18 protein-coding genes are annotated in these 23,202 nt (G+C 45.6%); 3 read left to right on the top strand and 15 right to left on the bottom strand.

Translation table 11 applies throughout. The features are described from left to right. Positions 1-127 precede the first annotated feature (127 nt). Together MHB46_RS15795 and MHB46_RS15790 are read right to left on the bottom strand one after the other, a co-directional pair. The gene (locus MHB46_RS15795; protein ID WP_322158928.1) at positions 128-1,141 is read right to left on the bottom strand and encodes a LacI family DNA-binding transcriptional regulator; all 1,014 of its coding nucleotides are present in this window, start codon (positions 1,139-1,141) and stop codon (positions 128-130) included. Between the two features lie 257 nt (positions 1,142-1,398). Next, the gene (locus tag MHB46_RS15790) at positions 1,399-2,808 is read right to left on the bottom strand and encodes an MATE family efflux transporter (RefSeq protein WP_341162811.1); all 1,410 of its coding nucleotides are present in this window, start codon (positions 2,806-2,808) and stop codon (positions 1,399-1,401) included. 357 nt (positions 2,809-3,165) lie between these two features. Between MHB46_RS15790 and MHB46_RS15785 the strand changes: the two genes are divergently transcribed. The 3 genes from MHB46_RS15785 to MHB46_RS15775 all read left to right on the top strand — a co-directional run bounded on the left by MHB46_RS15785 (position 3,166) and on the right by MHB46_RS15775 (position 6,614). Continuing rightward, positions 3,166-4,173, top strand: a complete 1,008-nt coding sequence (locus MHB46_RS15785) for an acrylyl-CoA reductase family protein (RefSeq protein ID WP_341162810.1) — start codon at positions 3,166-3,168, stop codon at positions 4,171-4,173. 235 nt (positions 4,174-4,408) lie between these two features. After that, the gene (locus MHB46_RS15780) at positions 4,409-4,969 is read left to right on the top strand and encodes an RNA polymerase sigma factor (protein ID WP_025721972.1); all 561 of its coding nucleotides are present in this window, start codon (positions 4,409-4,411) and stop codon (positions 4,967-4,969) included. Further along, a complete protein-coding gene (locus MHB46_RS15775; RefSeq protein WP_341162809.1) occupies positions 4,929-6,614 on the top strand; it encodes a DUF4179 domain-containing protein in 1,686 nt (561 codons plus the stop codon). The genes MHB46_RS15780 and MHB46_RS15775 overlap by 41 nt, the downstream gene beginning before the upstream one ends. Positions 6,615-6,723: 109 nt before the next feature. Here MHB46_RS15775 and MHB46_RS15770 read toward each other — a convergent pair whose 3' ends face one another. The 13 genes from MHB46_RS15770 to MHB46_RS15710 form a co-directional block, all read right to left on the bottom strand. Continuing rightward, on the bottom strand, positions 6,724-7,548 hold the full coding sequence (locus tag MHB46_RS15770) for a carbohydrate ABC transporter permease (protein ID WP_341162808.1): 825 nt from the start codon (positions 7,546-7,548) through the stop codon (positions 6,724-6,726). After that, entirely contained in the window at positions 7,548-8,414 is an 867-nt protein-coding gene (locus tag MHB46_RS15765) for a carbohydrate ABC transporter permease (RefSeq protein WP_053326352.1), read from the bottom strand. The genes MHB46_RS15770 and MHB46_RS15765 overlap by 1 nt, the downstream gene beginning before the upstream one ends. A 16-nt stretch (positions 8,415-8,430) precedes the next feature. Further along, positions 8,431-9,663, bottom strand: coding sequence for an ABC transporter substrate-binding protein (locus MHB46_RS15760; protein WP_341163756.1), 1,233 nt, complete (start codon positions 9,661-9,663; stop codon positions 8,431-8,433). A 330-nt stretch (positions 9,664-9,993) separates the two neighbouring features. Continuing rightward, positions 9,994-11,376, bottom strand: a complete 1,383-nt coding sequence (locus MHB46_RS15755; RefSeq protein ID WP_341162807.1) for a lanthionine synthetase C family protein — start codon at positions 11,374-11,376, stop codon at positions 9,994-9,996. Continuing rightward, positions 11,373-13,253 carry an ABC transporter ATP-binding protein gene (locus MHB46_RS15750; protein ID WP_341162806.1) on the bottom strand — a complete coding sequence of 627 codons (1,881 nt, stop codon included), beginning with the start codon at positions 13,251-13,253 and terminating at the stop codon, positions 11,373-11,375. Before MHB46_RS15750 ends, MHB46_RS15755 begins: the two co-directional genes overlap by 4 nt. Then, positions 13,250-16,438, bottom strand: coding sequence for a lantibiotic dehydratase (locus tag MHB46_RS15745; protein ID WP_341162805.1), 3,189 nt, complete (start codon positions 16,436-16,438; stop codon positions 13,250-13,252). The genes MHB46_RS15750 and MHB46_RS15745 overlap by 4 nt, the downstream gene beginning before the upstream one ends. 27 nt (positions 16,439-16,465) lie before the next feature. Then, positions 16,466-17,233: an ABC transporter permease gene (locus tag MHB46_RS15740; RefSeq protein ID WP_061831967.1), complete on the bottom strand. Its 768-nt coding sequence runs from the start codon at positions 17,231-17,233 to the stop codon at positions 16,466-16,468. A 10-nt stretch (positions 17,234-17,243) separates the two neighbouring features. Next, on the bottom strand, positions 17,244-18,044 hold the full coding sequence (locus MHB46_RS15735) for an ABC transporter permease (protein WP_341162804.1): 801 nt from the start codon (positions 18,042-18,044) through the stop codon (positions 17,244-17,246). Beyond that, a complete protein-coding gene (locus MHB46_RS15730) occupies positions 18,041-18,769 on the bottom strand; it encodes an ABC transporter ATP-binding protein (RefSeq protein ID WP_061831969.1) in 729 nt (242 codons plus the stop codon). Before MHB46_RS15730 ends, MHB46_RS15735 begins: the two co-directional genes overlap by 4 nt. Positions 18,770-18,935: 166 nt before the next feature. Next, complete coding sequence (locus MHB46_RS15725) at positions 18,936-19,112, bottom strand: gallidermin/nisin family lantibiotic (RefSeq protein WP_155729784.1); 177 nt, start codon at positions 19,110-19,112, stop codon at positions 18,936-18,938. 449 nt (positions 19,113-19,561) lie between these two features. After that, positions 19,562-21,637, bottom strand: a complete 2,076-nt coding sequence (abc-f, locus tag MHB46_RS15720) for a ribosomal protection-like ABC-F family protein (protein WP_341162803.1) — start codon at positions 21,635-21,637, stop codon at positions 19,562-19,564. 104 nt (positions 21,638-21,741) lie between these two features. Further along, positions 21,742-21,885 carry an RAxF-45 family protein gene (locus MHB46_RS15715; protein ID WP_179085895.1) on the bottom strand — a complete coding sequence of 48 codons (144 nt, stop codon included), beginning with the start codon at positions 21,883-21,885 and terminating at the stop codon, positions 21,742-21,744. 81 nt (positions 21,886-21,966) lie between these two features. Continuing rightward, complete coding sequence (locus tag MHB46_RS15710) at positions 21,967-23,145, bottom strand: MFS transporter (protein WP_341162802.1); 1,179 nt, start codon at positions 23,143-23,145, stop codon at positions 21,967-21,969. Positions 23,146-23,202: the final 57 nt, after the last annotated feature.

Below are 23,202 nucleotides of genomic sequence, written 5' to 3'. Positions count from 1 at the left end.
GCGAATCCAAAGTCAGCCTTAACTTCCAATAGCCCGTATTCGCGTTTGTACGATCTGAGCAGCATACGCATACTCAGATCGTACAAAGGAATACGGGCTATTTTTCTAATATATGACACATTGCTCGTTACAGCGTTTTGACGGATTCTCCCCGATTGATATCCGGCACAAATCGGTAAATAATCGGAACCGATTCGCCGCCTTCCTCAATGCTGGACAGCAGTGTTTTTGCCGCCTGCTTCCCCATATCCGCAATGGGTTGTGTAATGGTCGTAATCGGCGGATTGTAAATATGGGCAAACTCCGCATCGTCAATCCCGATAATGGACAGCTCTGCCGGAATACGTATACGGCGGGCATTCACATACTTCAACACCTCAGCCAACACGATATCATTCCCGGCCAACAGCGCAGTCGGCGGCTCCGGCAGTTGGAACAGCTCCTTCAGCGTCTGCTGGATTTCTTCTCTCGGCACACTGTGCATATATTCTTCACGAGATGGCAAGCCATGCTCCTCCAGCGCCTTTTTGTATCCGCTGAGCCGCTCCACTCGTGGAGTAATCCGATTCAGGCCCAGGGGCAAGGTAATCAGCGCAATTCGCTCATGCTTGTGAGCCACAAGTTCCTGAATCGCCAGCTTAATCGCCATTTCGTTATCCAGTAGCAGGCTGCGCGTATTTACCCCATCTACCAAACGGTCCAAAAATACTAACGGATACTTTTCACGAATGAGTTGGTTGTAAATATCTGCATGCTTGCCTGTCGGGAAGATGATCAGGCCGTCCACCTGCCGAGCCTTGAGCATCTCAATATACTGGCTCTCCTTGTCTGGATTTTCATCGGCGTTGCAAATGATCACCTGAATGCCAAAACGCTGCAATTCCTCCTCAATCGCACGGATAGACTGGATCGAAAGGGTATAGTCAATGTTGGCTACAATGACCCCCACCATAAACGTCCGGTTTTGCTTCAAGCTGCGGGCCAGCCCGTTAGGCTGATAGTTCAGCTCTTGAATAACCTCGGCAATCCGGTCTCTGGTCTGGTCGCTCATATATTTATATCGTTTGTTCAGAAATTGCGAGACAGTGCTTTTAGACACTCCTGCTTTCTGGGCAACATCTTCAATCGTCGGCTTCTTCATCGGTACACTCCTTGTCTTTCATGTACTGCGTTAGTGCAACAAAAGTATATCTTTTTTTTAGTAAATTTACCATACTTCTATTTATGAATGCCATTATGATATAAGTCGAACTTCAAAGTTGCCTATCGTGCCCCCGTGTAGAAGTATGGTTCTTCAGCAGCAAAAAGAGGCAGTTCAAGATGTTCTCTTGAACTGCCTCCGCGTACACAACTCTATCGAAAAGCTAGGCTCCAGCTGGCCCTAAATGCTGCTCGACATCAATGTGCCGGAACGGGCGTTGCAGACTGATCTGGTGTATCGTGCTCGACCAGCGCATGCTTTTCCCATAACCGGCTCTTCCAGCGGGCATACATGATGACAGCACGAGTCCATTCATCAGCAGCAATCGCCAGCCACACGCCGGCGAGCCCCATGTCCAGCTTGAACACAAGCAGATAACCAAGCGGCAAGCTCATGCAAACCATGGAGATCAGACCCATAAAGACCGGGAACTTTGCATCTCCAGCAGCACGCAACGAGTTAATAATGACGATATTCGTGGTCCGACCAGTTTCTAGCAGAATGCTAAGTAAAATGACCTGCGCTCCCAAACGAATAATTTCAGGGTTTTCCGTGAACAAACCAAGCAAGGGAACACGGAAAAAGATGACCACCGCATCAATAATCACGGTCACGAGCAACGCCCATTTCACACTGGTCAGTACACGTTTATAGGCAGTATCCTTCTGTCTGGCTCCCACGAGTCTTCCTACCACAATAGCCGTACCCATACCGACTGCCATACTGAACAAGTAAATATAGCTTGAAATATTATTCGCATATTGACGTGTCGCCATTGCTTCTGCGCCCAGATAAGTCACGTACAGTGTGAAGATGAGCTGACACGACTGATACATAATGGACTCCAGCGCGGATGGTACACCAATGCGCAATATTTTAGAGATGAACTTTTTGGACAATTGGACGTAATATTTCCACTCAACACGAACCTCAGTGACCCGGTACATCAGCCAGAAGAAGATCAGGAGACAAATAAAGCGGCTACCTACTGTAGAAATAGCAGCACCCTCTACTCCAAGTGCAGGCATTCCCCAATGCCCAAAAATCAAAACATAGTTGCCGACCACGTGGATCACGTTCATAAAAACCGATACATACATTGTTTCTTTGGTAAAACCATGTGTACGAATAGTCGCCGCCAGCGCATTAATCAATGCTTGAAGAAAAATGGCACCCCCGACGATGCTCATATAAGACTCCGCGTAAGCCAGAATCTCACCCTGGACATTCAGCCATTGCAACATGTGCGTACCAAATACGAGAAAAATTACGCTAAGCAAAAGACCTACCATCAAATTCAACGTAATGGCCGTACCTGTAACCTGGGCCGCTTCGACTAGTTTCTTAGAACCGATATATTGAGCTACGACGATAGCAGCGCCGTTGCCGATAACCTCCAGTACAAGGATAGCAATTGAAATAATTTGATTGGACGCGCCCACACCCGACACCGCATTATCAGATACAGAACTGATCATGAATGTGTCGACGCTCCCCATTAGCATAAACAGAAACAATTCAAGGAAAATAGGCCATGTTAGACGGAACAAATTCAGTTCCTTAGCTTCGGACAATACCGAACCATTTTTTAGTGCTCTGGTTGTCATTCATTCACCTTTCTTCATAGATTTATTTAACGATCAAAAGGTATGTTAGCACAGTCATTCTGAAAATACATCCCGTTTACGTAAAATGATTTGCAAAATGCGTAAGAATTCATTTATCACCCTCTTTATAATTGATTATCGAACTTTATTGAAACAGGATATTGCAAGAATATATCAGTAGTCTGGTCTTTTCGACGCAATTATGAACTAAAGAGTATAATAGAATACGAGCCTGTGAGCATTGCCGCTGACAGGTTGTGAAGATTGTTGTATGCTTCCTAAGCATAATTTGTGAAGTAAAGATGGAATATATAGGACATTCATAGGGTTAAAAGGTAATAAAGGAGGCTTTTACAGATGACTCAATCATTTCAAGCTCTTGTCGTCGATCAGACACAGGACGGTGAAGTTCAAGCAGAGGTACGTTCTCTGGAAGCTAGCAGTTTACCTGCTGGAGAAGTATTGATTCGTGTCGCTTATTCCAGCATCAATTATAAAGATGGGCTTGCTGCCCGCAAGGATGGCAATATTGTCAAAGCCTATCCGTTCGTACCAGGCATAGATTGCTCGGGAACCGTCGTCTCTTCGGAGGATAGCCGCTTTAGCGAAGGACAAGCGGTGCTCGTTACCGGATATGGGCTGGGTGTGTCTCAATTCGGGGGATTCAGCCAATATGCACGTGTGCCTGCGGGCTGGGTGGTTCCACTTCCGAACGGACTCACGCCGAGAGAGGCAATGATTTTCGGGACAGCCGGATTCACCGCAGCCCTGTCGTTATATCGACTGGAACAAAACGGCGTTACTCCCGAGCAGGGCAAGGTACTCGTCACCGGAGCGACGGGCGGCGTAGGCGGGGCAGCCATTGCCTTGCTGAACAAGAGAGGCTACCATGTCGTAGCCAGCAGTGGCAAGGCCGATGCGCTCGATTACCTCAAGGCGCTCGGAGCAGCCGAGGTTATTTCCCGCGAGGAGGTCTACGACGGTGCGGAGAGCATCCGCCCGCTGGGCAAGCAGCTTTGGCAAGCGGCTGTTGATCCTGTAGGCGGAAAGCCGCTCGCTTCGCTGCTCAGCCAGATCGCCTACAACGGCTCCGTTGCCGTGAGCGGCCTGACGGCAGGCACCAAGCTGCCTACGACGGTGCTGCCGTTTATTTTGCGCGGCGTAAGTCTGCTGGGCATAGACTCTGTCTTCTGCCCATACGACACTCGCGTAGCAATCTGGAAGCGGCTCGGCAGCGAATGGAAGCCGGAACAGCTGGAGCAGCTCGTTGAGCGCGAAGTCGGATTGGCTGACCTGCCAAGCGCGCTCGAAGACATCCTTGCAGCCCGCTCGCAAGGAAGAACGCTAGTACGGCTGGTTGACTAAGCGGCGTAAGTCCGCAAGCTATCCATTGACGTGTTTTCGCGTGAAGAAGTGTCATCCCTTAGGGTCTAGCTTAGGAACATGTAAGAAGCCTGTAAATCTGCAGTTTTGAGATTTACAGGCTTCTTTTTTTGTGTGGTACATTTGAAGCAGACGGTTTACTTTTCGCAACCAAATGAACCTTTTGAGAACCTCAGTTGTTATATAGATAAACTGCACGAGAAAGGAGAGCACATCATTGGAGAGCAATCGAGAGTTGTTTGATTTGTATCAACGAGATGTATACCGAACCTGCTACTACATGGTACATAATGCATCGGATGCAGAGGATTTAACGCAGGAAGTGTTTATCATCCTGTTTCGCAGCAATCGTGAACAGATCGAACAACTAAAAGCTTGGATTATGAAGATTACGGTCAATCATTGTCTGAATTACCTTAAACGCCAGAAAAGCCTGCATTTGAAGGTATCGGCTAATCCCTATCTATTTAGCGGGGCGGAAGGTAAACCTGTAGACAGGCTGGTGGAAGAACGCGAATCGGCAGAGGAATGGGCCGTTTATATGAATCGCCTTCCGGCCAAAATCCGCGCTGTGCTGACACTCCGCTATATGCATGATTTCACGCTGGCGGAAATATCCAAACTGCTGGAAATTCCGCTGGGAACCGTCAAATCGAGGACTCACAAAGGACTAAAGTTATTGGAGCAAATATTGCGGGATGCAGGGGTACAAATTCCCGAGATGGAAGGAGAGAACTATGAACAACATAGAAAAGGCATTGAAGCGCAAGTTAAATGATGATTCGGAAATGGCCTATCCTGACTTCGATGAGATGTGGAACCGGATGGAACAGACAGGGCATACTGCCCCTACGCTAACCGACACTTCCAATTCATTCACTCCCCACCGACACAGAAATTGGCGCAAAATAGCTATCGCCGCCTCTCTGAGTGCACTTCTCGTTGCCGTTCCCGTCTATGCCGCCATCCACTATAATTGGGGCGATCTGCTGCACGGAAGAAGCGGCATTCAGACGGCACTAAATCAAGACCTTGGACAGCCCTTGGAGCAATCCGTAACCAGAGACGGAGTGAAGCTGACGCTACATACCGCTATTGTCGATGAGAACCGGACCGTGATTCTGTACAGCTTGGAGGTCGGAAAACGAGCAGAGAACGAGTTTTGGAATGTCAAAGGCGTATCGCTAAAAAGTGCTGCGGGGGAAAGCAGTGCAGGGGAATATAACTTTCAGCAATGGGACCCGAAAAATCAACGGTACAACGGGTACTTTGAAAGTGACTGGACACCGCAGCAAGAAACAGAGAACGTGCGGCTGAACGTAGATCATATTGAGCTCACCAGCGTTCAAGAACTGGAATTGCCGCTCGATATCACATCGTCTCAGATGCAGACGTTCAAGCTGGATCGTAACGGCTTACAAGATATGAAAGTGCAGGTATTTGAACAAGGGAAGGATAAGCTGATGCTGTCCTCGGCAATTACCTTCGATTCGTCGATACCCAAGAGATGGGATAATCCGCAAATTGTTGCTTACAGAGGCGGCGAGCCAGTGATGTCGCAGCCTGGAGGGGCTTTTGGCAAACCCGGAGATAACGGGGAGTATACCGCACAACAATATTTTACTAAAGCAGATATACCGGAAGGACAGACTGCTTTCAAACTGCAATATGCACAAACTGAGAAAAGTATACATGAACCCATAAACTTTGATCTGCAGCTAAGCAAGAAGAAAATGGAAAGTGGGACGATTAAAAGCGTGCTGAACACTCCATTGGAGAACGGCAATCCGAATTTTACGCTAGAACAAATGATTGTCACACCTACGCAAATCCGTGTCACGATCAGAAGCAAGGAGAAATTCGCCATGTTACCTTATCAAAAGTACTTACTTTCTGTGAACGGCACAACGTTAGAGGGTAGTCGTTGGTCATCACCTGATCAGGAACACGATCTGAACACAATCCGTTTTGAACGGCCGTCCAATCTTGTGATTACCAAGGATAGTCCTATTACTTTTACAGGCAAATACAAGGTTACGACCCATTCGGACGACAAAACGCCACAGCGTTTAACTGATATTTCTGAGCAAAAGCAGACGCTAACGACGCAAATCGGTGGCTATCCTGTGAAGTGGACCTACTACAAACAGGGATCAGACTTATTCGTAGAAACCGAAAGCGAGGACGCTCACTTTGGAGGGATTAACCAGACGCATATTGGCCTGGGTAAAGAACGGATTATCGGCAAGCCGATCACAGCCAATTTTGCCGGAGACGGCAATAACAAGGCAGTGGATGTCTACAAGAACTTCAAAGGGAAGGAAGCTTCTATCTATATGTTCTACTATACAACGGACGACCCGAAAGCAGAGACAACCGTCCCTTTACAGCCTCCGACAAGCAACAGCGAAGCATCCAAATAGCAATGCTATAAAAAGAGGGTCCTTCTATACCTGTGTGAACCGTGGTATAGGGGACCCCTTTATATTTTCCTATGAAGGCACAGTCTGCCTGGAACGATTGACTCCCGTCCTACTTCACAGAGCCTTGCGTAACGCCGTTGATGATCCATTTTTGTGCCAGCAGATAAACGATAATCATCGGCAGCAAGGCCATTAGATACGAGGCAAAGGCCAGATTAAAGTCGGTATTGAACTGCCCCTGAAATACATACTGGACGAGCGGTAGCGTATATTGCTCCGCATCGCTAATAATAATGAGCGGCAGCAGGAAGTCGTTATATGTGGACAGACAAGTGAGAATTCCCACCGTAGCACTAATCGGCGCCATCAGCGGGAATATAATGCGCCAAAAAGTACCCCATGTCGTCGCACCATCTACCGTGGCCGCCTCTTCCAATGCCACCGGAATGGAGCGAATATAACCAACATACACGAAAACATTAAACGCCAAACCATACACCGTATGCAGCATAATGAGACCCAACAGATTAGTCATATGAAGGCCCGAGGCCAGTTTTACAATCGGCAGCATGATGATCGGGAACGGTATAAACATGGCGCTCACAAAGTAAAAATATAATCCCTTAAAAAAGCGTCGCTGCATATTACGGGCAATCGCATAAGCGACCATCGAATTGGTTAGCAAAGTCAATATGACCGTCGATGTCGTGACCATCACACTGTTCTGAAAAGCGCTGAAGAAGTTGGTCATTTCTACTGCACGACTAAAATTTTCCCAATGCAGCTCGGTCGGAAAGGCAAAGGCGGAATGCGCCATCTGTTCGGGATTTTTAAGTGCTATCGTTACCGTCATATAGAGGGGAAACAGGATAAATATTGCCCCCAACGCTACCAGAAGCAGCACAGGCCAGTTGGTACGTCTGCTTGTTTTCATCAGTTATCCATCTCCCTTCTCTGGAGGAATCGCAGCTGTAAGATGGAAATGATCGCGATCACAATAAAGTAAATAACAGAGTTAGCCGACTGATAAGCAAATTCTCCGCCTCTAAATCCCCCGGTGTATATCAGGTGGGAAATCGACTGGGTGGCTCGTCCCGGCCCGCCATTCGTCAAAGCCACGATCTGATCGAACACCATCAGGGAATTTTTCATCGCCAATACCATATTAATCGTAAAAAACGGTGCAATTAACGGAAAGGTAATGCTCCAGAATTCGCGCCATTTACCCGCACCGTCCAGGTTGGACGCCTCATACAGACTTGTCGGAATGGTTTGCAGCCCGGCCAGATAGAGAATCGTATTAAAGGCAATCCCCTGCCATACAGCTACGATGACAACCCCCACCCAAGCCAGTTGTTCGCTGCCCAAAATGTTCGTCGACAATGAGGTAATACCTAAATTTTGCCCCCAAATCGTAAACACGTTCGAGAATAAGTAATTGAATATGTAACCCACGATTAGCACGCTCAAAATATTAGGCAAAAAATAAATACCGCGGAAAAAGTTACGAAACCGTATTTTAGCATTCAGCCCTAGCGCAATCAGCAAACTAAGGATATTAGTCGCAATGGTAACCACAATCGCAAATTTGAAAGTAAACCAGTATGCGTTCCCCACATTGTCGTCCTGAAACAAATTAATATAGTTCTTAAACCCGACAAAGTGATACTGATGACCAAAGCCATTCCAGTTCGTAAGCGAATAATAAAAGCCCTGCAAGGCAGGCAAGGTCAAAAACACAAAAAACAATAGCACCGCCGGCACCGTCATCCAGTAAAAAGTCGTTAGTCGCTTATTCATGTCTCCTCCTCCTCTCCTATCGGCGGTTAGCTACCTTATCCCATTCTCGGTCCAGCTTGGCCAGATAAGCGTCGATGTCTCTGTTTTGCAGGAAGGCCTGCACAATCGAATTCAATTGGACCGCCTTGGGAATATAGTGATCGGCAAAATCAACGACGCGACCCGATTTAAAATACGGCAACAGCTCTGCCACACTCGGATCATCCTGCGTGACTCCCTTCACCGTCGAAAACAGCGTTTGCTCTGTAATGTATTGCTTGCTGTTCTCCGGCTTCAACAAGAAGGCAATGAACTCCTCGGCTTCCTTTTTATGCGGAGTGCTCTCCGATACGGCTAATAGCGTATCTATACCGGACACCAGTTTGACCGCCTTTTCGTCATTCCCTGTTGGTAATGGGAAAAAACCAAGCTCCACTTTCGGGTTAGCTTTGCGAATTTCAGATATGGCCCACGAGCCCTGAATGTACATCAATCCCTGCCCGTTAGCGAAGGCACGATTACCGTCGGCATAGTTTTTGCCAAAATTATCGCCATGTCCGTATTTCAATAGCTCCAGCTGCTTTTCAGCAACCTCGCGGTACTTGTCCTGAAAGGTGACCTGATTTTCACGCCGTTGCAGGAAAAAATCAATGCCCACCAGATTCGGACCCAGCGCATTAAAGGGGAGGTTCGTTTGCCAATCATCTTTATATGTAAAATAGAACGGGATTTTTCCAGCAGCTTTGATTTTTTGCGCCGTTGCAATCAGCTCATCCCACGTTTTGGGTACCCGTAATCCCATTTCCTTGAAAAGCGTTTTGTTATACATCACACCGTTCGCATTCGCAGCATAAGGAATTCCATACACAGGATCGACCCCGGTTACATCCTTAAGCATTTTGAGGTAAATAGGATCAATCGTACGTGGCAATTCTGTATTCGCCAGGTCCGTAAAAATACCACTTTGTGCCAAAATGGAGTAGGTATCGGTGGCCCCAAGCCCTACAATGTCAGGTACATCGTTTTTGACAACCCGGGTCAATAACACAGTCTCTGCCTCTGGCGGGTTGACCTGTGTCACTTCAATACCGGGATGTTCCTGATTGAATTGAGAGATTAGCTTATCGAATGAACCCTTGGCCTCCGGCTTGTTTTGAAAAAACTCAATTTTCACCTTACCCGAAGCATCGCCCTCGTTGCATGCGCTTACAAAAAAAGCCAATAAAAGGATCGCCGCCAGTGTAGACAGCTTTTTGACCCAACCCCACATGCTCATACCTCCTTTTCCCCTATGTCAATCTATGCGGGACTAGACAATTAATACCCGTCCCTTATGGAAAAGAAACGATACTGCTACAGCATGAACCATTATCTTTTATTTTCCGTCCATATGTACGCCAACTTACAACTACAACAGTGGCAGGTCATGAAGCAGTCCCAAGAAAAAGGCATCGGCTATCTGGGCTCAAAGACTGCTCCGGTATACTGAGAAATAATATCAGGAGGAATTAATGTTAAAAAAGATCCTAATGACCACAAGAGTCGATTGGATCTTTTTCGCTTTTATAATGTTCAGGCTAGATAAAAAACGTGGTATATCTCAGTGAATCAGAAAAGCAGCATCCCAATCTGGATTTTTATTTCCAATTAAGGAAGCTAACGCGAGAGCTACTCCCGCACTTCCATTCAGAAGACCAGCCTCATCCACTTCTGCCAGCTTTCCATCCAATAGGCTATGATCATAGAAGCCAAACAACGAATTAGTATCGAACATATCTAATACATCTTCCAGTAATCTGTCCCGCATCATCCCTAACTGCTCGTGGGCAGTATCTGAGTACATGCGTTGAACCAGATGCAATAATCCCCCAATACCATGACACAATGTAGGAGAAGATAATCCACCTTTGCGGTAAAGCCTTTTTTCAATATCCAAATATGCGCGTAGCCCCGTTTCGATCCATTCTTCATTGCGAGCAGCTTGTCCTGCCAGCCAGATAGAACGTGCAATACCTGGTACACCGTAACACCAGGAATCACGATGATTTTGAGTACTGCCTGGAGATGGTTGGTCTTCCAGCCACTCCTCAAAAGAAACTCGACCAGGCCAAATCATACCCTCCACATCCTGAACACGCCAATGATGTATAAACTTTGCCAGTCTATGTATATCGTTTATTAAAAGAGGAGAGTCCACACCATGAAGGGCAGACAAACTCAGGAAACATAAGGGACCTGAAATACCATGCGAAAGCCCTAAATTAAAATTCCCCTGAGGATATTGTAGCTTTTCATTCTCCTGAAACTGATATTCCGAGGAAATGTGCCAAGAGGGTACAGTGTGACCATTTATATTTTTCTCACCGCACATGACATGGAACAAATCCATTGTCTTTTCCCATACCATTCGCATAGCTGGACGGTTTGGGAACAGCATAGCAATACGCCCGACCCCCGTAAAGCCAGAGATGGTGTCATATTGACTCATCTGTAACTGCCCCTTTTCCCATTCCACTTGATGTAGGGATAGACTATGTAAAGCAGCTTCTTCAAACCATGAAGCAAGCGTATCCAGCATGCCTTGATAACGTGTGCCATTCCTAGATAAGGAGTAAATGGCCAACAAAATACCTGCTAATCCACTATACAGGGATAAGTCGTGAACACCTCTTTGCTCCACCATCATACGAATTCGCTCTAAATATTGATGTCCTACAAGATCCCAACCATCCTCGGGATACAGATAATCCAGCTGACCCATAAGTAAACATATTCCCGTAAATCCACTGCCCAAACTTTCATCTGACCAACGTTCTATCTTCATTCCGTCGGTTTCTATTGGAGGTATCTTTTTCATCCATAAACGCACCTGATCCGGGTCTCTATAGCGTTCAGTAATTTCCTGCAATACTGCGGATATCTTATCCTTCATTTCTCCCTTGACGGGTATCCATTTGTCGCATGTATATGAAGTCGTCGTCATCCTGATACTCTCCCTCCGGTTTGGACCAAAGCTTCTTCTTCATTGAATGAACTAGCTTGAATGTTGTACATCTCTGCATATAATCCATCTAGTAGCATCAGCTCCCTATGGGTTCCCTGCTCAACAATTGTCCCATTATCCATGACTACGATTTTATGCGCCAAACGTGCCGAAGAGGTTCGATGTGTTATAAAAATTCCGATGCTACCCTTCATTAACTCTAGAAATAACTCCAGCAAATCCCTTTCTGCTACTGGGTCCAAGAAGGAACTCGGCTCATCCAAAATATATACATCTGCCTGGCGCAAGAAAGCCCGAGCAATTGCGATTCTCTGCCATTGTCCTCCCGAAAGCTGGAAGCCACCCTCGAACCATTTTCCGAGTTGCGTGTCTAATCCTTCCGGAAGCTCGGTTATAATTTGGTCTATAGCCGCATATTGAGCCGCACGGATGAGCTCCTTGTCCTCCTCCAAACGCTCTAGCGATCCAAACCCGATATTATGACGTGCTGACATTTCATAATGCATAAAGTCCTGGAACACGACTCCTATTTTATCCTGAACTTGCTGCAGATCATAACCCTGAACCGGAAGGCCATTAATCTTAAACACACCTTCATAATTAGAGTAAAGCTGCATCAGTACTTTCATAAGCGTTGATTTACCTGAACCGTTCTTTCCTACAATGGCTATGGTTTGTCCTTTACTCATGGTTAAATGAATATCACGTATAGAGGGAACCGTTTTACCCGAGTAAGTAAAAGAAACACCTTCTATAGATATTTGCTCAATACACAAATTTCCGTTTCTATCTCGAGCAGTCGGTAGCGCTTGTTCCTTTTGCTGCCGAACCGGGTCTGATGTGGGGAGCTGTAAAAATAAAAATAGCTGCTCCATATACAAATTATTTTGAGAAAATTGTACAATTCCCTGAATCAATGCCTGCATCTGGCTTTGCGTCAGCATAATTGCTTGAATATAGCCATATAAGCTACCTATTAAAATTTTCTTCTCAAAGGTCTCCCTAATAGCCACCCATACTACTCCCAACAACACAGCAAGCTCCAACAGACTGTACATAAAAGTAATTGTGACCCGTTTACCTAGAATTCGTCGGTCCTCTACAAAAAATCTCTGCAGCAAATCCCCATATCTCTTGAGCAAATAAGAACTCATATTAAAAATTTTGACCTCCTTGACTGCACGATCATTGGTCAACAGGTAGGTCATATACCAAGATTCTCGATATAACGGAGTTCGATTCATGTAGATTTCAAATTGTTCTTTGTTTAGCTTAAAAATAGAGTATACAGACACCAGAGAGATCACAAATAGAATGATGACCACCCACCATTTCCACAGAAAAATCAAGGTTGCGGAAGACACCATGGTGACCAAGCTGGATAAAATGCCCGCCATTTGCGTATACAGTTGATACGGCCGATAAGAGGCCTCCTGGGAGGCGCGCTTTAATTGATCGTTAATTTCCGAATTTTCATAATCGGCTAATCCTAGAGAGCTCGATTTTTCCCCGATCATCATATTCAAGGACTTGGACAGCACCGCTTCCAGTGTGCCTTCAACAAACGTTTGGCTCATGGTAACTACACTTTTCAGTACGTGAATCGCTATGAACAGACCAAACTGTAACATAATCAGGGAGATGCCTTGAGTGCCAGAGGAAACAATGCTGTTAAGTAGGTTTTGCATAATTATCAGTGTCAAAACAGGCATCAAGCCCTGAACAATATGCAAAAAAATGCTGGATACCATATACGTCTTATTCATACCAAATACCAACGAAAACAGCTTTAATCCCTGTCGTACAGACCTCCAGATAGAAGACTCAAGATTGGTATTCGCTTGAACATCGGTCATTGTCGATTCCCCCGATATTGAACTAAACTGTTCAAAGCATGTCTGGCCATAATCATGATCTTCCGTTCTCGATCCCTGTCTATCCCGAGCAGTCGGTTCAAATGCATATGAATCACACTTAATACAATATCTTCTCTCGTGTTAGTGGATAACCCTTCCACTTCATGCTCATAGAGTACATGGATATACTGCTCTACTGCTCCTTTTCTTATGTTGAAAATACTCTCTATAGCCTGGAGGTTGGATTGTATGGAGTCTGAAGTTTCCAGATCAGATGCCATCCATTGTAAAAAAAACTTCCTTTCTTTGCGAAAATCCTCCAAATACTCTTTGACATCGAAATATCGATTTAGTAATTTAAACGCAGCTTTCTCATGGTAACCAAACTGATAAAGGAGATTGATAACACTTAAAGTGGCTATAATATCCGCTTCTAAGGAAACTTGGTTAAATCGGATGAGGTGTACAAGCTTAGCTGTTACCTCACTGTCGCAAGAAAACATTCTTTCCGCCCAGATCATGAGTTTACTCCCACCGTATCGCTCTATTTCGGGCTCATACGTGTCGATGATCACTCTGGCTATCATCCCTTCATGCAGGAGCATCTCTGTCCATTTATGAAACGTAGAGAGAAACTCATCTGCTGTCCTATTCTTCGAAAGCTCAAATCGGACACGCAGATGCTTGTCCGGATCGGCATATCGTATAAAATATGCCTGAAGGATGGTACCACTGTCTTGATGCTCCCGCACAAATTCTTCCCAATACCCACCTATAAACTCATTTTGTCGGCTGTTCATACCGTATAGCTTCGCGTAGAACCAAGATTCTCCCGGCAGATAAGCATGGACTGTGTTTGTCAGTTGTTGCTCACTCTCTCTTGCAACCAATTCAAGAGAAGCTGCAGTCTCTTCCATAAAACGTTGCGTATCCACAGTCTGATTTCGAACAAGCGGACAAACAAATTCAGCCGTTAAATGTCCTTTTCCACAGGAGACAGGTGAATTGTCAAGACCACCAATGTGCTCTATCAAGGTAACCTTTCCTTTAGACTGGAGATCCCTGCATATTTGTTCGATATGCAGTGGATGGTTCATATCCAGTAAAATACGATTATCTGATTCAATCATATAAACATAGCGTGGTATGTTCCATTTCTCCTGAAATGAACGTATCTCCTTGACGAAGTCCACCATGTTCTTCGACGGGCTACTTGCTGTATCACTTGCAATTCTCCACGTTCCCGGATAGAGAATGATATGCTTGTACCTGAGGCGTGGAGTAAAAGGGGCGTGAGCCACAAATCCCCACTCCAAAGGTGACCAATGGCGATAGCCATTATCGCTAACCTCCACGAGAAAACGGTATATATTGGGGGTCAGCTCCGCATTAAGCATGTGTCCCGGACTAGCAATGACCTCTCGATTGCGGCTCTTTGATTTCAAATAAAAGTGATCGTTCCGCACACCAACGACTAGATCGGAAATATGAATTTGTCGATCTTCCGGCATTGTATGATTAGTCCCTATTGCGATCTCATAAGGTCGGGTTTGTTTCGTTAACACTACATTTGCCGATCTTCCCGAGCTCGGCAAATAAGATATGCCAGCCAGCAGCTTTTCGGGTTGCAAACGCTGCTCTTCCAACTGGATACTAGAGAAGATATCGTTAAAAGGCTCCCCGAACAGGTCCAAAAATCTACCAAACGTCTTTCCTGCTGCGTCAGACCCCTGATTAGGTGCTAGGAGCAGTGTATATTGGCCTTGGTCCAAAGCCTGCTGGTCGGAAGCGATTAGCTGAAAAAATAATTCCATAGAAGGTGCTGCTAGCCATTCCTCCGCTTCCTGACCCTTTATCAATTCGTCTACCATGCCATCTGTCAATACAATTTCATACTTTCCTTCATGAATAGCAGATACAAACCATTGAAACAAAAGCTTCTCCTGATGCGATCTCGACTTGGATGGAGACATGTTCTGTAACCGTACTCGACGGCTCGTGGGGTGTTTATAGCCTGCCGGAGTCCCTAGCCCTGTGTCCTCATCCAGCAAATCCAGCAAAGGTACTTCCCGATATGGTCCGTATTTCTCCAAAAATTCCACACAAAACTCATTCAAAGGTCTGTTCTCACGCGTTGAAAGTTTGGTCAATAATTCAGCAACACACTCAATATCCTTACGTATGGAGTTCGGAAGAATGATACCTCGATCTTCCAGAGAGAGGTCGATTTGCAAGCTTGATTTCGCACTGAACATTTTGTTCATTTTTTGTCTTAAACTCTCTAACAACTGTCCTCCTTGACCTATAGGAAGAAGATTATATTTAGCAGAAGTATCTGCGATGTTATCAAGATCTTCTTTTAATTCTTCAATACCTGTTACTGGGTTCAGAACAGATCGTATATGATTTAGCGGTTCAGTAATCGTCGTAGGTGGAATAAGTTCGGAAATCAGAAATTCTTGCTCGAAAAGTTGCCACACATAACGTTCAATTACCTCAATATTAGCACCCTCAAATGTTTTTTTAAGATGATCGACTAAATCTAGATATGGTATGAAGGTTGAGCTTGCATCCATCACACAATCAAATACCTGAGTTATACGAACAGACACACTCTGATCTTCGCCATCAACCATACTGCCATGCCTTGTCGTATAAGGAATTTTAGCTCGGTTACCCTGACGATAAATTAATGTATTACTCCGAATCCGCAGCTGACGCACAATCTCTCTACGGCTTTCGACCATCTCAACTGCTTTCATTAGCCATTCCATGTCGGGTCTTGCACGCTTTTTAAACGTGTTCGTTTCTTGTAAAAAAAGATGCGATTGTTCCCCGAATCGCCCATATGTGATACCAGATAGTAAACCAAACGGTGTTGGCCGTGTAATCATTCTAATGATATAACGCATAAATGCTTTGATTACTTGTCCTTGTTTGCGCTGATTGTCTTGATTACTGATATGTACTAAAGATTCAAGCAAAGTGGGACTGGAAGCCGCTAGCGCTTCACGAATGAACGGATCGCGGGACAATTCCAATAGACGCTCTAATGCAATCTCCCTGGCATCTTCCCCCTCTTTAATACTGACGGGAAAGCATTTAGAAAACTCTTGGATGGGTAATACAGGAGTACGAAGCATGAAAAAATCTAACGTTTTGTACAGATTTTCTGTTGTCTTCATGAGGAACCTCCGTTCTAAAACAAACTTTTAAATTATTTTTTTTTGCCAACGTACAAAGCTGATAACTGAGCCGATCAATGTGATAGCGATTAAGCACATCCAAAAATTAAAGGAACCTTCCACCCTTAAAGCAAGCACAATTTGTTGAAAGGGATCCATTAGCAAGACAAGCGGTCTAACCACCTGATAAAGAGCGGCGGATAAAACAAAAATAGCAATAAAAGCAAACAAGGGTCTTGAAATAAACAAGCATACGGCACTACTCAACAACAACTTTGCCACACAGGCCAGTGTTAAAACTAAATAGAATGCAAGTGTATATGGGATTGCATCCGATGAGGGAGACGCTGTTCCTGAACCATATTTAAAAAAGGTGGAAGTATGAGGAAAAAGCAACCAGCCAGCTACTATACCTATCACTAGGGCCGTCCCTGTAAAGACGACTGTTGTAACCGATAAAGCGAGTAGCTTGCCAAGCCAGAATTGAAAACGACGATACGGTCTCAATACATATAGCCGATATGCTCCGGTATGAAGATCGCCACTTAACTGATCGACATACAGAATAGGCAACATGGCTAAGATTAAAAATAGAGAAATCTCGCTCATCATAAGCCAAGGCAGATTCAAATTATTAACAATTACCGTCCCTTCACCAAACCGAAATCGCATTGTACCATTCGTCTTGAGACTCCATATATTCACAAAAACAATAAGAAGCATTGCTATATATAATAAAAAAGTAGATTTACGATTCCAAATTCGCTCTAATTCACTCAACCAGATTCCAGACATACAGATCCTCCTAATACAAATAATCATCAGCTGTAAAACGACGGTAAGCCCACCCTGTAAAAAAAATCAGGTGGAACAAGACGGCAATCACAATCGCACCATTGACGGACCAATTCCATATCAGCGATTGATCCAGCCCCTTGTATTGTAAATATGGAATTAATAAAAAAGTAACCAGATTCTTTAAGAGTGGAATAGAAGAGAATACAGCAGCCAACTTCAAGTACAACGGATCAAATAACAAAACACCCAGATTGTACGTCATACAAATACCAATTGCATACGTTACACTTTTACTGCACATAGCAATAAAAGAATAGAGGGAACTGATAGCTAATAAAGAGGCAAATGCCCACCCATAGTATTCAAACGCTTGGAGCCATATTTGCCCGAAAATACCCATACCGTTTATATTATGTGAGAACCTCCAAACAACAACGATTATTTGCGAGGATATAGCATATACGATCAGAAGAAGTAAAATAGAAGTGTTCACAACTAATAGCTTACTCCAGAAAATCTGACCACGGGTAAAACGACGCATAAATAACAATCTCAGCTGTCCGCTCCTAAACTCCTCCGTAAATACAGCAGCCACCAAGGTAGCCACAGCAAAATTGCATATTAAATATAGATTTTCACGCAAGCCTGCAACAATGAAATTTCTGGATAAAACCTCCACAGGAACCCTTAACGTATGCAATATATATATTCCTGTCGAATAGACCAATACAGGGGTACATATAATTAGTAACCAGAACCATTTTCTTTTCCACAATCTCTCAAACTCGCTATAAATAAGTGTCTTCATAGTCCCATCAGCCCCATAAAAGCATCCTCTAACCGTTGACCCTCCTTGACAAGTTGATCGGCGCCTCCCTTCCAAATAAGCGTCCCTTCTTTGATGACAATCAGTTCGTCACACATTTGCTGCAATTCATCTAACAGATGGCTGGAGACAAAAAAGGCATAATTGTCTGAATCACGCAAACGAAGAATTATATCTCTTAGCTCACGCATCCCCATAGGATCGAGACCATTGGAAGGCTCATCAAGCAACAATAGCTCAGGGTTACCCAACATAGATTGGGCTATACCAAGCCGTTGTTTCATCCCCAGCGAATAGGTTTTGACCTTATCATCCCCACGATTTTCCAGCCCCACCCGTTCCAACAATTCTTTAATATGGCTTTCTCGATCAGAGGATACAACTCCCGAGTGCAATCGGGACAAATTACGCAGCACCTGTCTGCCTGTCATATAATCAAAAAAGACCGGAGATTCAATGATAGCGCCCACTTTGGACAGCGCCTTTTCCCGATCCGTCTGTACATCATATGAAGCTATCCTTACAGAACCACTAGTGGGCTGCATCAGCCCCGTCATGATTCGCATCATCGTCGTTTTCCCAGCTCCGTTCGGGCCAATGAATCCATAAATCTTCCCTTTTTCAAGCTCAAAGGAAATATTATTTAACAAGCTTCTTTTGCCCACATTTTTGTTTACCTGCTTTACTTCTAATAAGAAATCGGTCATACTTTTCCCTCCATTACCAAACACAATATCCAAATATCTTTAAATATTTTATAGTTAAAAAATAAATACTTATCAAACAAGAAGAAGGGACTTTAAGGTCCCTCCTTCTTGTTTTTCTTTTATGGAGTACAATAAAAATCATTATTTAAAAAAGCAACAATCGGGATTAGCAGAGTGAACCAACGTTTGTAAAACATCTGTTGCCACAGGTTTCAACACAACTGGCAGCAGTTTTGCCGCTACCACATCCACTAGAACATGCCACAATGCTCAGAACCTGAGGCTCTACAGAACCTTGAGATTTGTTTACTTGAACGTCCAGATCAAATAAGTTTTCAGCCATTGCATTCCCCCCCTTTCGTTTAGATACACCATCAGCCTTCAACGAGATTCATGTCCCGTCGAAATACTCCCCTTCTCCAGTAGGATAGAAGGATTTATATGAACAAAATCCCGACCAGATCGTCATCCATTCGAAATATTGTCATATATGACCATGTGGGAAATCTTATGTATAATCTTCGTTGACAATACAAACTTCCTCTAACAGTGATTAGTGTCGCCCTTACAAATGAAATAATATCACGTGTTGCAAAATGTAAATCTATTACTTTATATGTAAAACTAAATGATAAGAAATCATTATAATGTATTAATTTTAATATATGGTTATTATATTCCCACTTCCATTCTCATTAACAAAATAAAATAGCCCTTCAGTAAACGTTCTACCTCAGGGCTACCCTCTATATAGAATAAGCTGTTTTCTATCCAGTAACTACTAGCCTGTACCTACTCCAGTTCAACCCACTCGCCGAGCAACGTGTCCAGCTCGGCTTGCAGCCGCTCACGCGCATCCCACAGCTCCGCCATGTGGATCGTGTCGCCGTTTGTGCCGAGCAGCTCCAGCTCGGCATCCGCTGTCGCCAATTCTGCTTCTTTGGCCGCGATGGCCCGCTCCAACCGCTCGCTGGATGCAGCGGGCGTACGTGATGGCTTCGCGGCCTTCGCTCCGCGTGCCCCAGACCCGGCAGCGGGCGAGCCCAAGCGACCTGAGCGTGCACGGCTCGCATCGTCTTCCGTAGTCGCTCCCGCATGCGCAGCCGCCCCCATGCCATTGCTCGCTGCACTGGAATGTACAGCTGTGCCCGAGCCAGAGCCGCCACCCGATGCGGCTCTGCTTGCAGATGTCGGGCGTGTCCCGGTATCCCCGTCGCTCTGTAGACGAGCGTTCTCCAGCTCCCGTTTCTTCGCTCGGTACTCGTCAAAGCTGCCTAGATAAAAGGTCAGCTTTCCAGCCTCCAGCTCCCACACGCGCCCTGCCAGCTTATTCACAAAATAGCGGTCATGTGAAATCGCCAGTACCGTTCCCGTGTAGGTGTCTAACGCTTCCTCCAGCGCCTCGCGTGAGTCAATGTCCAGATGGTTCGTCGGCTCATCCAGCACCAACAAATTTGGCTTTTTCATGACCAGCAACGCTAGCCGCAAGCGGGACCATTCGCCACCGGACAGCATGCTCACGGGCTTAAACACATCGGCACCGTAAAACAAATACTTCGCTAGCAACCCGCGTGCCTCGCCTTCTTCCACCCCTGCTTCCTCCTTGAAGTAAGCAAGCACAGTCGCCCGGCTATTCCGTTCTCTCTCCTGCTGCGCCAAATATCCGTACTCCACGCGCGCACCCCACTGGACCGTGCCTGCATCCGCGCTTTCCTGACCAAGCAGCAGCTTGAGCAGCGTCGTTTTGCCTGAACCGTTATCACCCAGCAAGGCCACCTTTTCACCGAATTCCAGGCTGCCCGTTGCCCCGTTTAATATCTGACGCTCTCCATAGGCTTTTACTATTTCTTCAAACTGTAGCACCCGGCGACCGGAACGATCCTCCAGCTTTAAGTGAAATTCCGCCCCCTGCGGGTCCAATACAGGCCGCTTCACCAGCTCCATACGCTCCAACGCCTTACGAATGGAGGCTGCCTTTTTGAAAAACTTTTCGTTGTCGCCATTGCGCCCCCACTCTTCAAAACGCCGAATGGCCTCTTTCATCTTTTTGATCCGCTTTTGCTGTTCCTTATAATCTTCAAATTGCAGTAGCAATCGTTCTTCCTTTTCCTTAACATAGCCGCTGTAGTTCGTATAATACGTAAACGCCTCGCCATCCTCAAGCTCAATCATTTTAACGGCGACCCGATCCAGAAAATAACGATCATGGGATACAACCACACACGCTCCTGTGTAGCCCTGCAAAAATTGCTCCAGCCATTCCAGCCCCTTCAAATCCAGATGATTGGTCGGCTCATCCAGCAGCAACAAATCCGGCCATCCGATGAGCTGTGATGCCAGCGCTATTTTTGTTTTCTCTCCACCCGACAGCGAGCCGAAGCTGCGCGTATACATACCTTTGGGAATACGCAGCCCATCCGCTACCTGGTCAATGTTTGCATCCATTTCATAGCCGCCATTGCGTTCAAACCGTTCCTGCAAGGCAGCATACGATTGCAGTAGCTTCTCCAGAAGGCTCGCATCCGCTGCCACAACCGGATCTGACATTTCCCGTTCCAGTGTGGTCATCTGATTGCGGCAATCCTTCAGCTCACGATAGGCGTAAGCCAGCGTTTCGTACACGGTGAAGCTCTCAAACTCCGCCGGAATTTGCGGTAAATAGCCGATTTTCGTATCCTTGGCGATGACGAGCTGCCCTTCATCCGGGCGGGACAAACGTGCGATTAGGCGTAATAGGGTGGTTTTACCGCTTCCGTTGCGGCCGATGAGCCCCACCTTTTCTCCCGTATGGATATCAAACGATGCACCATCCAAAATCAGATTGGCAGCGTGGTATTTTTTCAATTGTTGACCGTTTACTATATACATGTTCAGGCTCTCCTTTATTTAGGAAGACCCTTACCCAGGTAACACAAAAAAGAGCCGCAGGAGCAACCCCGCGACTCTTCGGAAGATACAGAAATCCGTTCGAGTTAAGGTAGGCGTCTTCTCGCGATGTTTACAACCGTATGATTAAAATTGGACAGACTTCTCCCGTTGGATGGAAAAGCATGAACAATGCCAGCCATAGCAATCGGCAGCTGGCTAATACGGTTGTTCAGCATCTCGTGATTCACCTACCTCACCTCCTTCTTCATAATTGTGTGTTAGTATAACATGTTTGCTCGTATTATGAAAGAGGACGATGGTCCAGCGAATTATGAAACAGAGTGGTGTCCTCTGACAGCCTGCGAAGTCCCGGCTCTGGTAATCGAAAATACGCCGCAGACAAAAGCAACAATCACAAATGCCCCACCTACCCAAGCGTTCGTGGCAACAGATTCACTATTCTCAATCACTACTCCTCCCAAGGCAGAACCGAGAGCGATCCCGACCTGGAGCGCGGAGAAATTAAAGCTTTGCTGAATACTACCCGATTCGGGTGCATGTTCAATAAGATAACTTTGCATCGGGGGCGACAAGGCCCAACTCAGTATGCCCCAGATAATCAGTAGTGGCGCAAATACATAAATCGAGTGAATTGAGAATGGCAGCAAGAACATCACGGCGATAAACACGCCTACGACGACTAGAATACTTTTCGCTGTGCCGAACCGATCTGCCAAAGAGCCGCCAATAAAACCACCGCTCACTGCCGCCATCCCAAAGACAAAATAGGCCACACTAACCCAAGAAGCGTTCAAGCCCATCATATTTTCTAAAAACGGAGTGAAATACGCATATAACGTGTAATGGCCCGCCAGTGTCAGCGTGGTTACCAAATGAGCACTGATGACTTTAACATTTTTTAAGGATTTCAACTGATCACGCATAGGTACAACATGTTCTGTCGGAATCCGCTCCATAAACAAGTTGATAACGATCATAGCAACGACCGTCAACAAAGCAATGATCAGGAAAAGCACCCGCCAGCCAAACGCATTTCCAATCAGCACCCCGGCTGGAATACCTAGAACGATGGAGGAGCTAACCCCCATGGAGATGACACCAAGGACACGGGCCTGATAAGCCTTGGACACCACTTTGACTGCAATGGTCAGTGACAATGTCACGATCAGCGACCCGCTTGCAGCGGTAATGATACGAGATACAAACAAGACTGCATAATTCGGACTCCAGAAGGCCAGCAGACTTCCCAGAATAAAGATAAACATCGACCACAGGTACAGTCGTTTTCGTTCAATTTTGGCTGTCAACGCCAACAAAGTTGGCCCAGCAATAGCATACACGAGCGCATAGATCATGATAAGCTGTCCTGCCGTGCTTACGGAGACATTCAAATCCTGTGCAATTTGGGGTAGCACGCCACCGATAATCAGCTCCACCAGCCCCACCGTAAAGGTCGCAATCGTTAAAATAACTACTTTGAAGTTCATACATTAGCTCCTTTGCTGTCATGTAAATTCCCTCGTATTACGCAAAAAAATCCTGAC

It is taken from the genome of Paenibacillus sp. FSL H7-0703 (assembly GCF_038003485.1).
GTDB classification, from domain to species: Bacteria; Bacillota; Bacilli; order Paenibacillales; family Paenibacillaceae; genus Paenibacillus; species Paenibacillus polymyxa_B.
The sequence above is the reverse complement of the archived record's forward strand: the minus strand, read 5'-3'. Positions and strand labels throughout refer to the sequence as shown.

Excerpts from the sequence above, each read along its gene's own strand:
- MHB46_RS15730 (WP_061831969.1), bottom strand. The coding sequence starts at position 18,769 with ATGACCGATTTCTTATTAGAAGTAAAGCAGGTAAACAAAAATGTGGGC.
- MHB46_RS15725 (WP_155729784.1), bottom strand. The coding sequence starts at position 19,112 with ATGGCTGAAAACTTATTTGATCTGGACGTTCAAGTAAACAAATCTCAA.
- MHB46_RS15750 (WP_341162806.1), bottom strand. The coding sequence starts at position 13,253 with ATGACCGATGTTCAAGCGAATACCAATCTTGAGTCTTCTATCTGGAGG.
- abc-f (WP_341162803.1), bottom strand. The coding sequence starts at position 21,637 with ATGTATATAGTAAACGGTCAACAATTGAAAAAATACCACGCTGCCAAT.
- MHB46_RS15775 (WP_341162809.1), top strand. The coding sequence starts at position 4,929 with ATGAACAACATAGAAAAGGCATTGAAGCGCAAGTTAAATGATGATTCG.
- MHB46_RS15710 (WP_341162802.1), bottom strand. The coding sequence starts at position 23,145 with ATGAACTTCAAAGTAGTTATTTTAACGATTGCGACCTTTACGGTGGGG.
- MHB46_RS15760 (WP_341163756.1), bottom strand. The coding sequence starts at position 9,663 with ATGTGGGGTTGGGTCAAAAAGCTGTCTACACTGGCGGCGATCCTTTTA.
- MHB46_RS15745 (WP_341162805.1), bottom strand. The coding sequence starts at position 16,438 with ATGAAGACAACAGAAAATCTGTACAAAACGTTAGATTTTTTCATGCTT.
- MHB46_RS15755 (WP_341162807.1), bottom strand. The coding sequence starts at position 11,376 with ATGACGACGACTTCATATACATGCGACAAATGGATACCCGTCAAGGGA.
- MHB46_RS15785 (WP_341162810.1), top strand. The coding sequence starts at position 3,166 with ATGACTCAATCATTTCAAGCTCTTGTCGTCGATCAGACACAGGACGGT.
- MHB46_RS15770 (WP_341162808.1), bottom strand. The coding sequence starts at position 7,548 with ATGAAAACAAGCAGACGTACCAACTGGCCTGTGCTGCTTCTGGTAGCG.
- MHB46_RS15735 (WP_341162804.1), bottom strand. The coding sequence starts at position 18,044 with ATGAAGACACTTATTTATAGCGAGTTTGAGAGATTGTGGAAAAGAAAA.
- MHB46_RS15765 (WP_053326352.1), bottom strand. The coding sequence starts at position 8,414 with ATGAATAAGCGACTAACGACTTTTTACTGGATGACGGTGCCGGCGGTG.
- MHB46_RS15795 (WP_322158928.1), bottom strand. The coding sequence starts at position 1,141 with ATGAAGAAGCCGACGATTGAAGATGTTGCCCAGAAAGCAGGAGTGTCT.
- MHB46_RS15790 (WP_341162811.1), bottom strand. The coding sequence starts at position 2,808 with ATGACAACCAGAGCACTAAAAAATGGTTCGGTATTGTCCGAAGCTAAG.
- MHB46_RS15740 (WP_061831967.1), bottom strand. The coding sequence starts at position 17,233 with ATGTCTGGAATCTGGTTGAGTGAATTAGAGCGAATTTGGAATCGTAAA.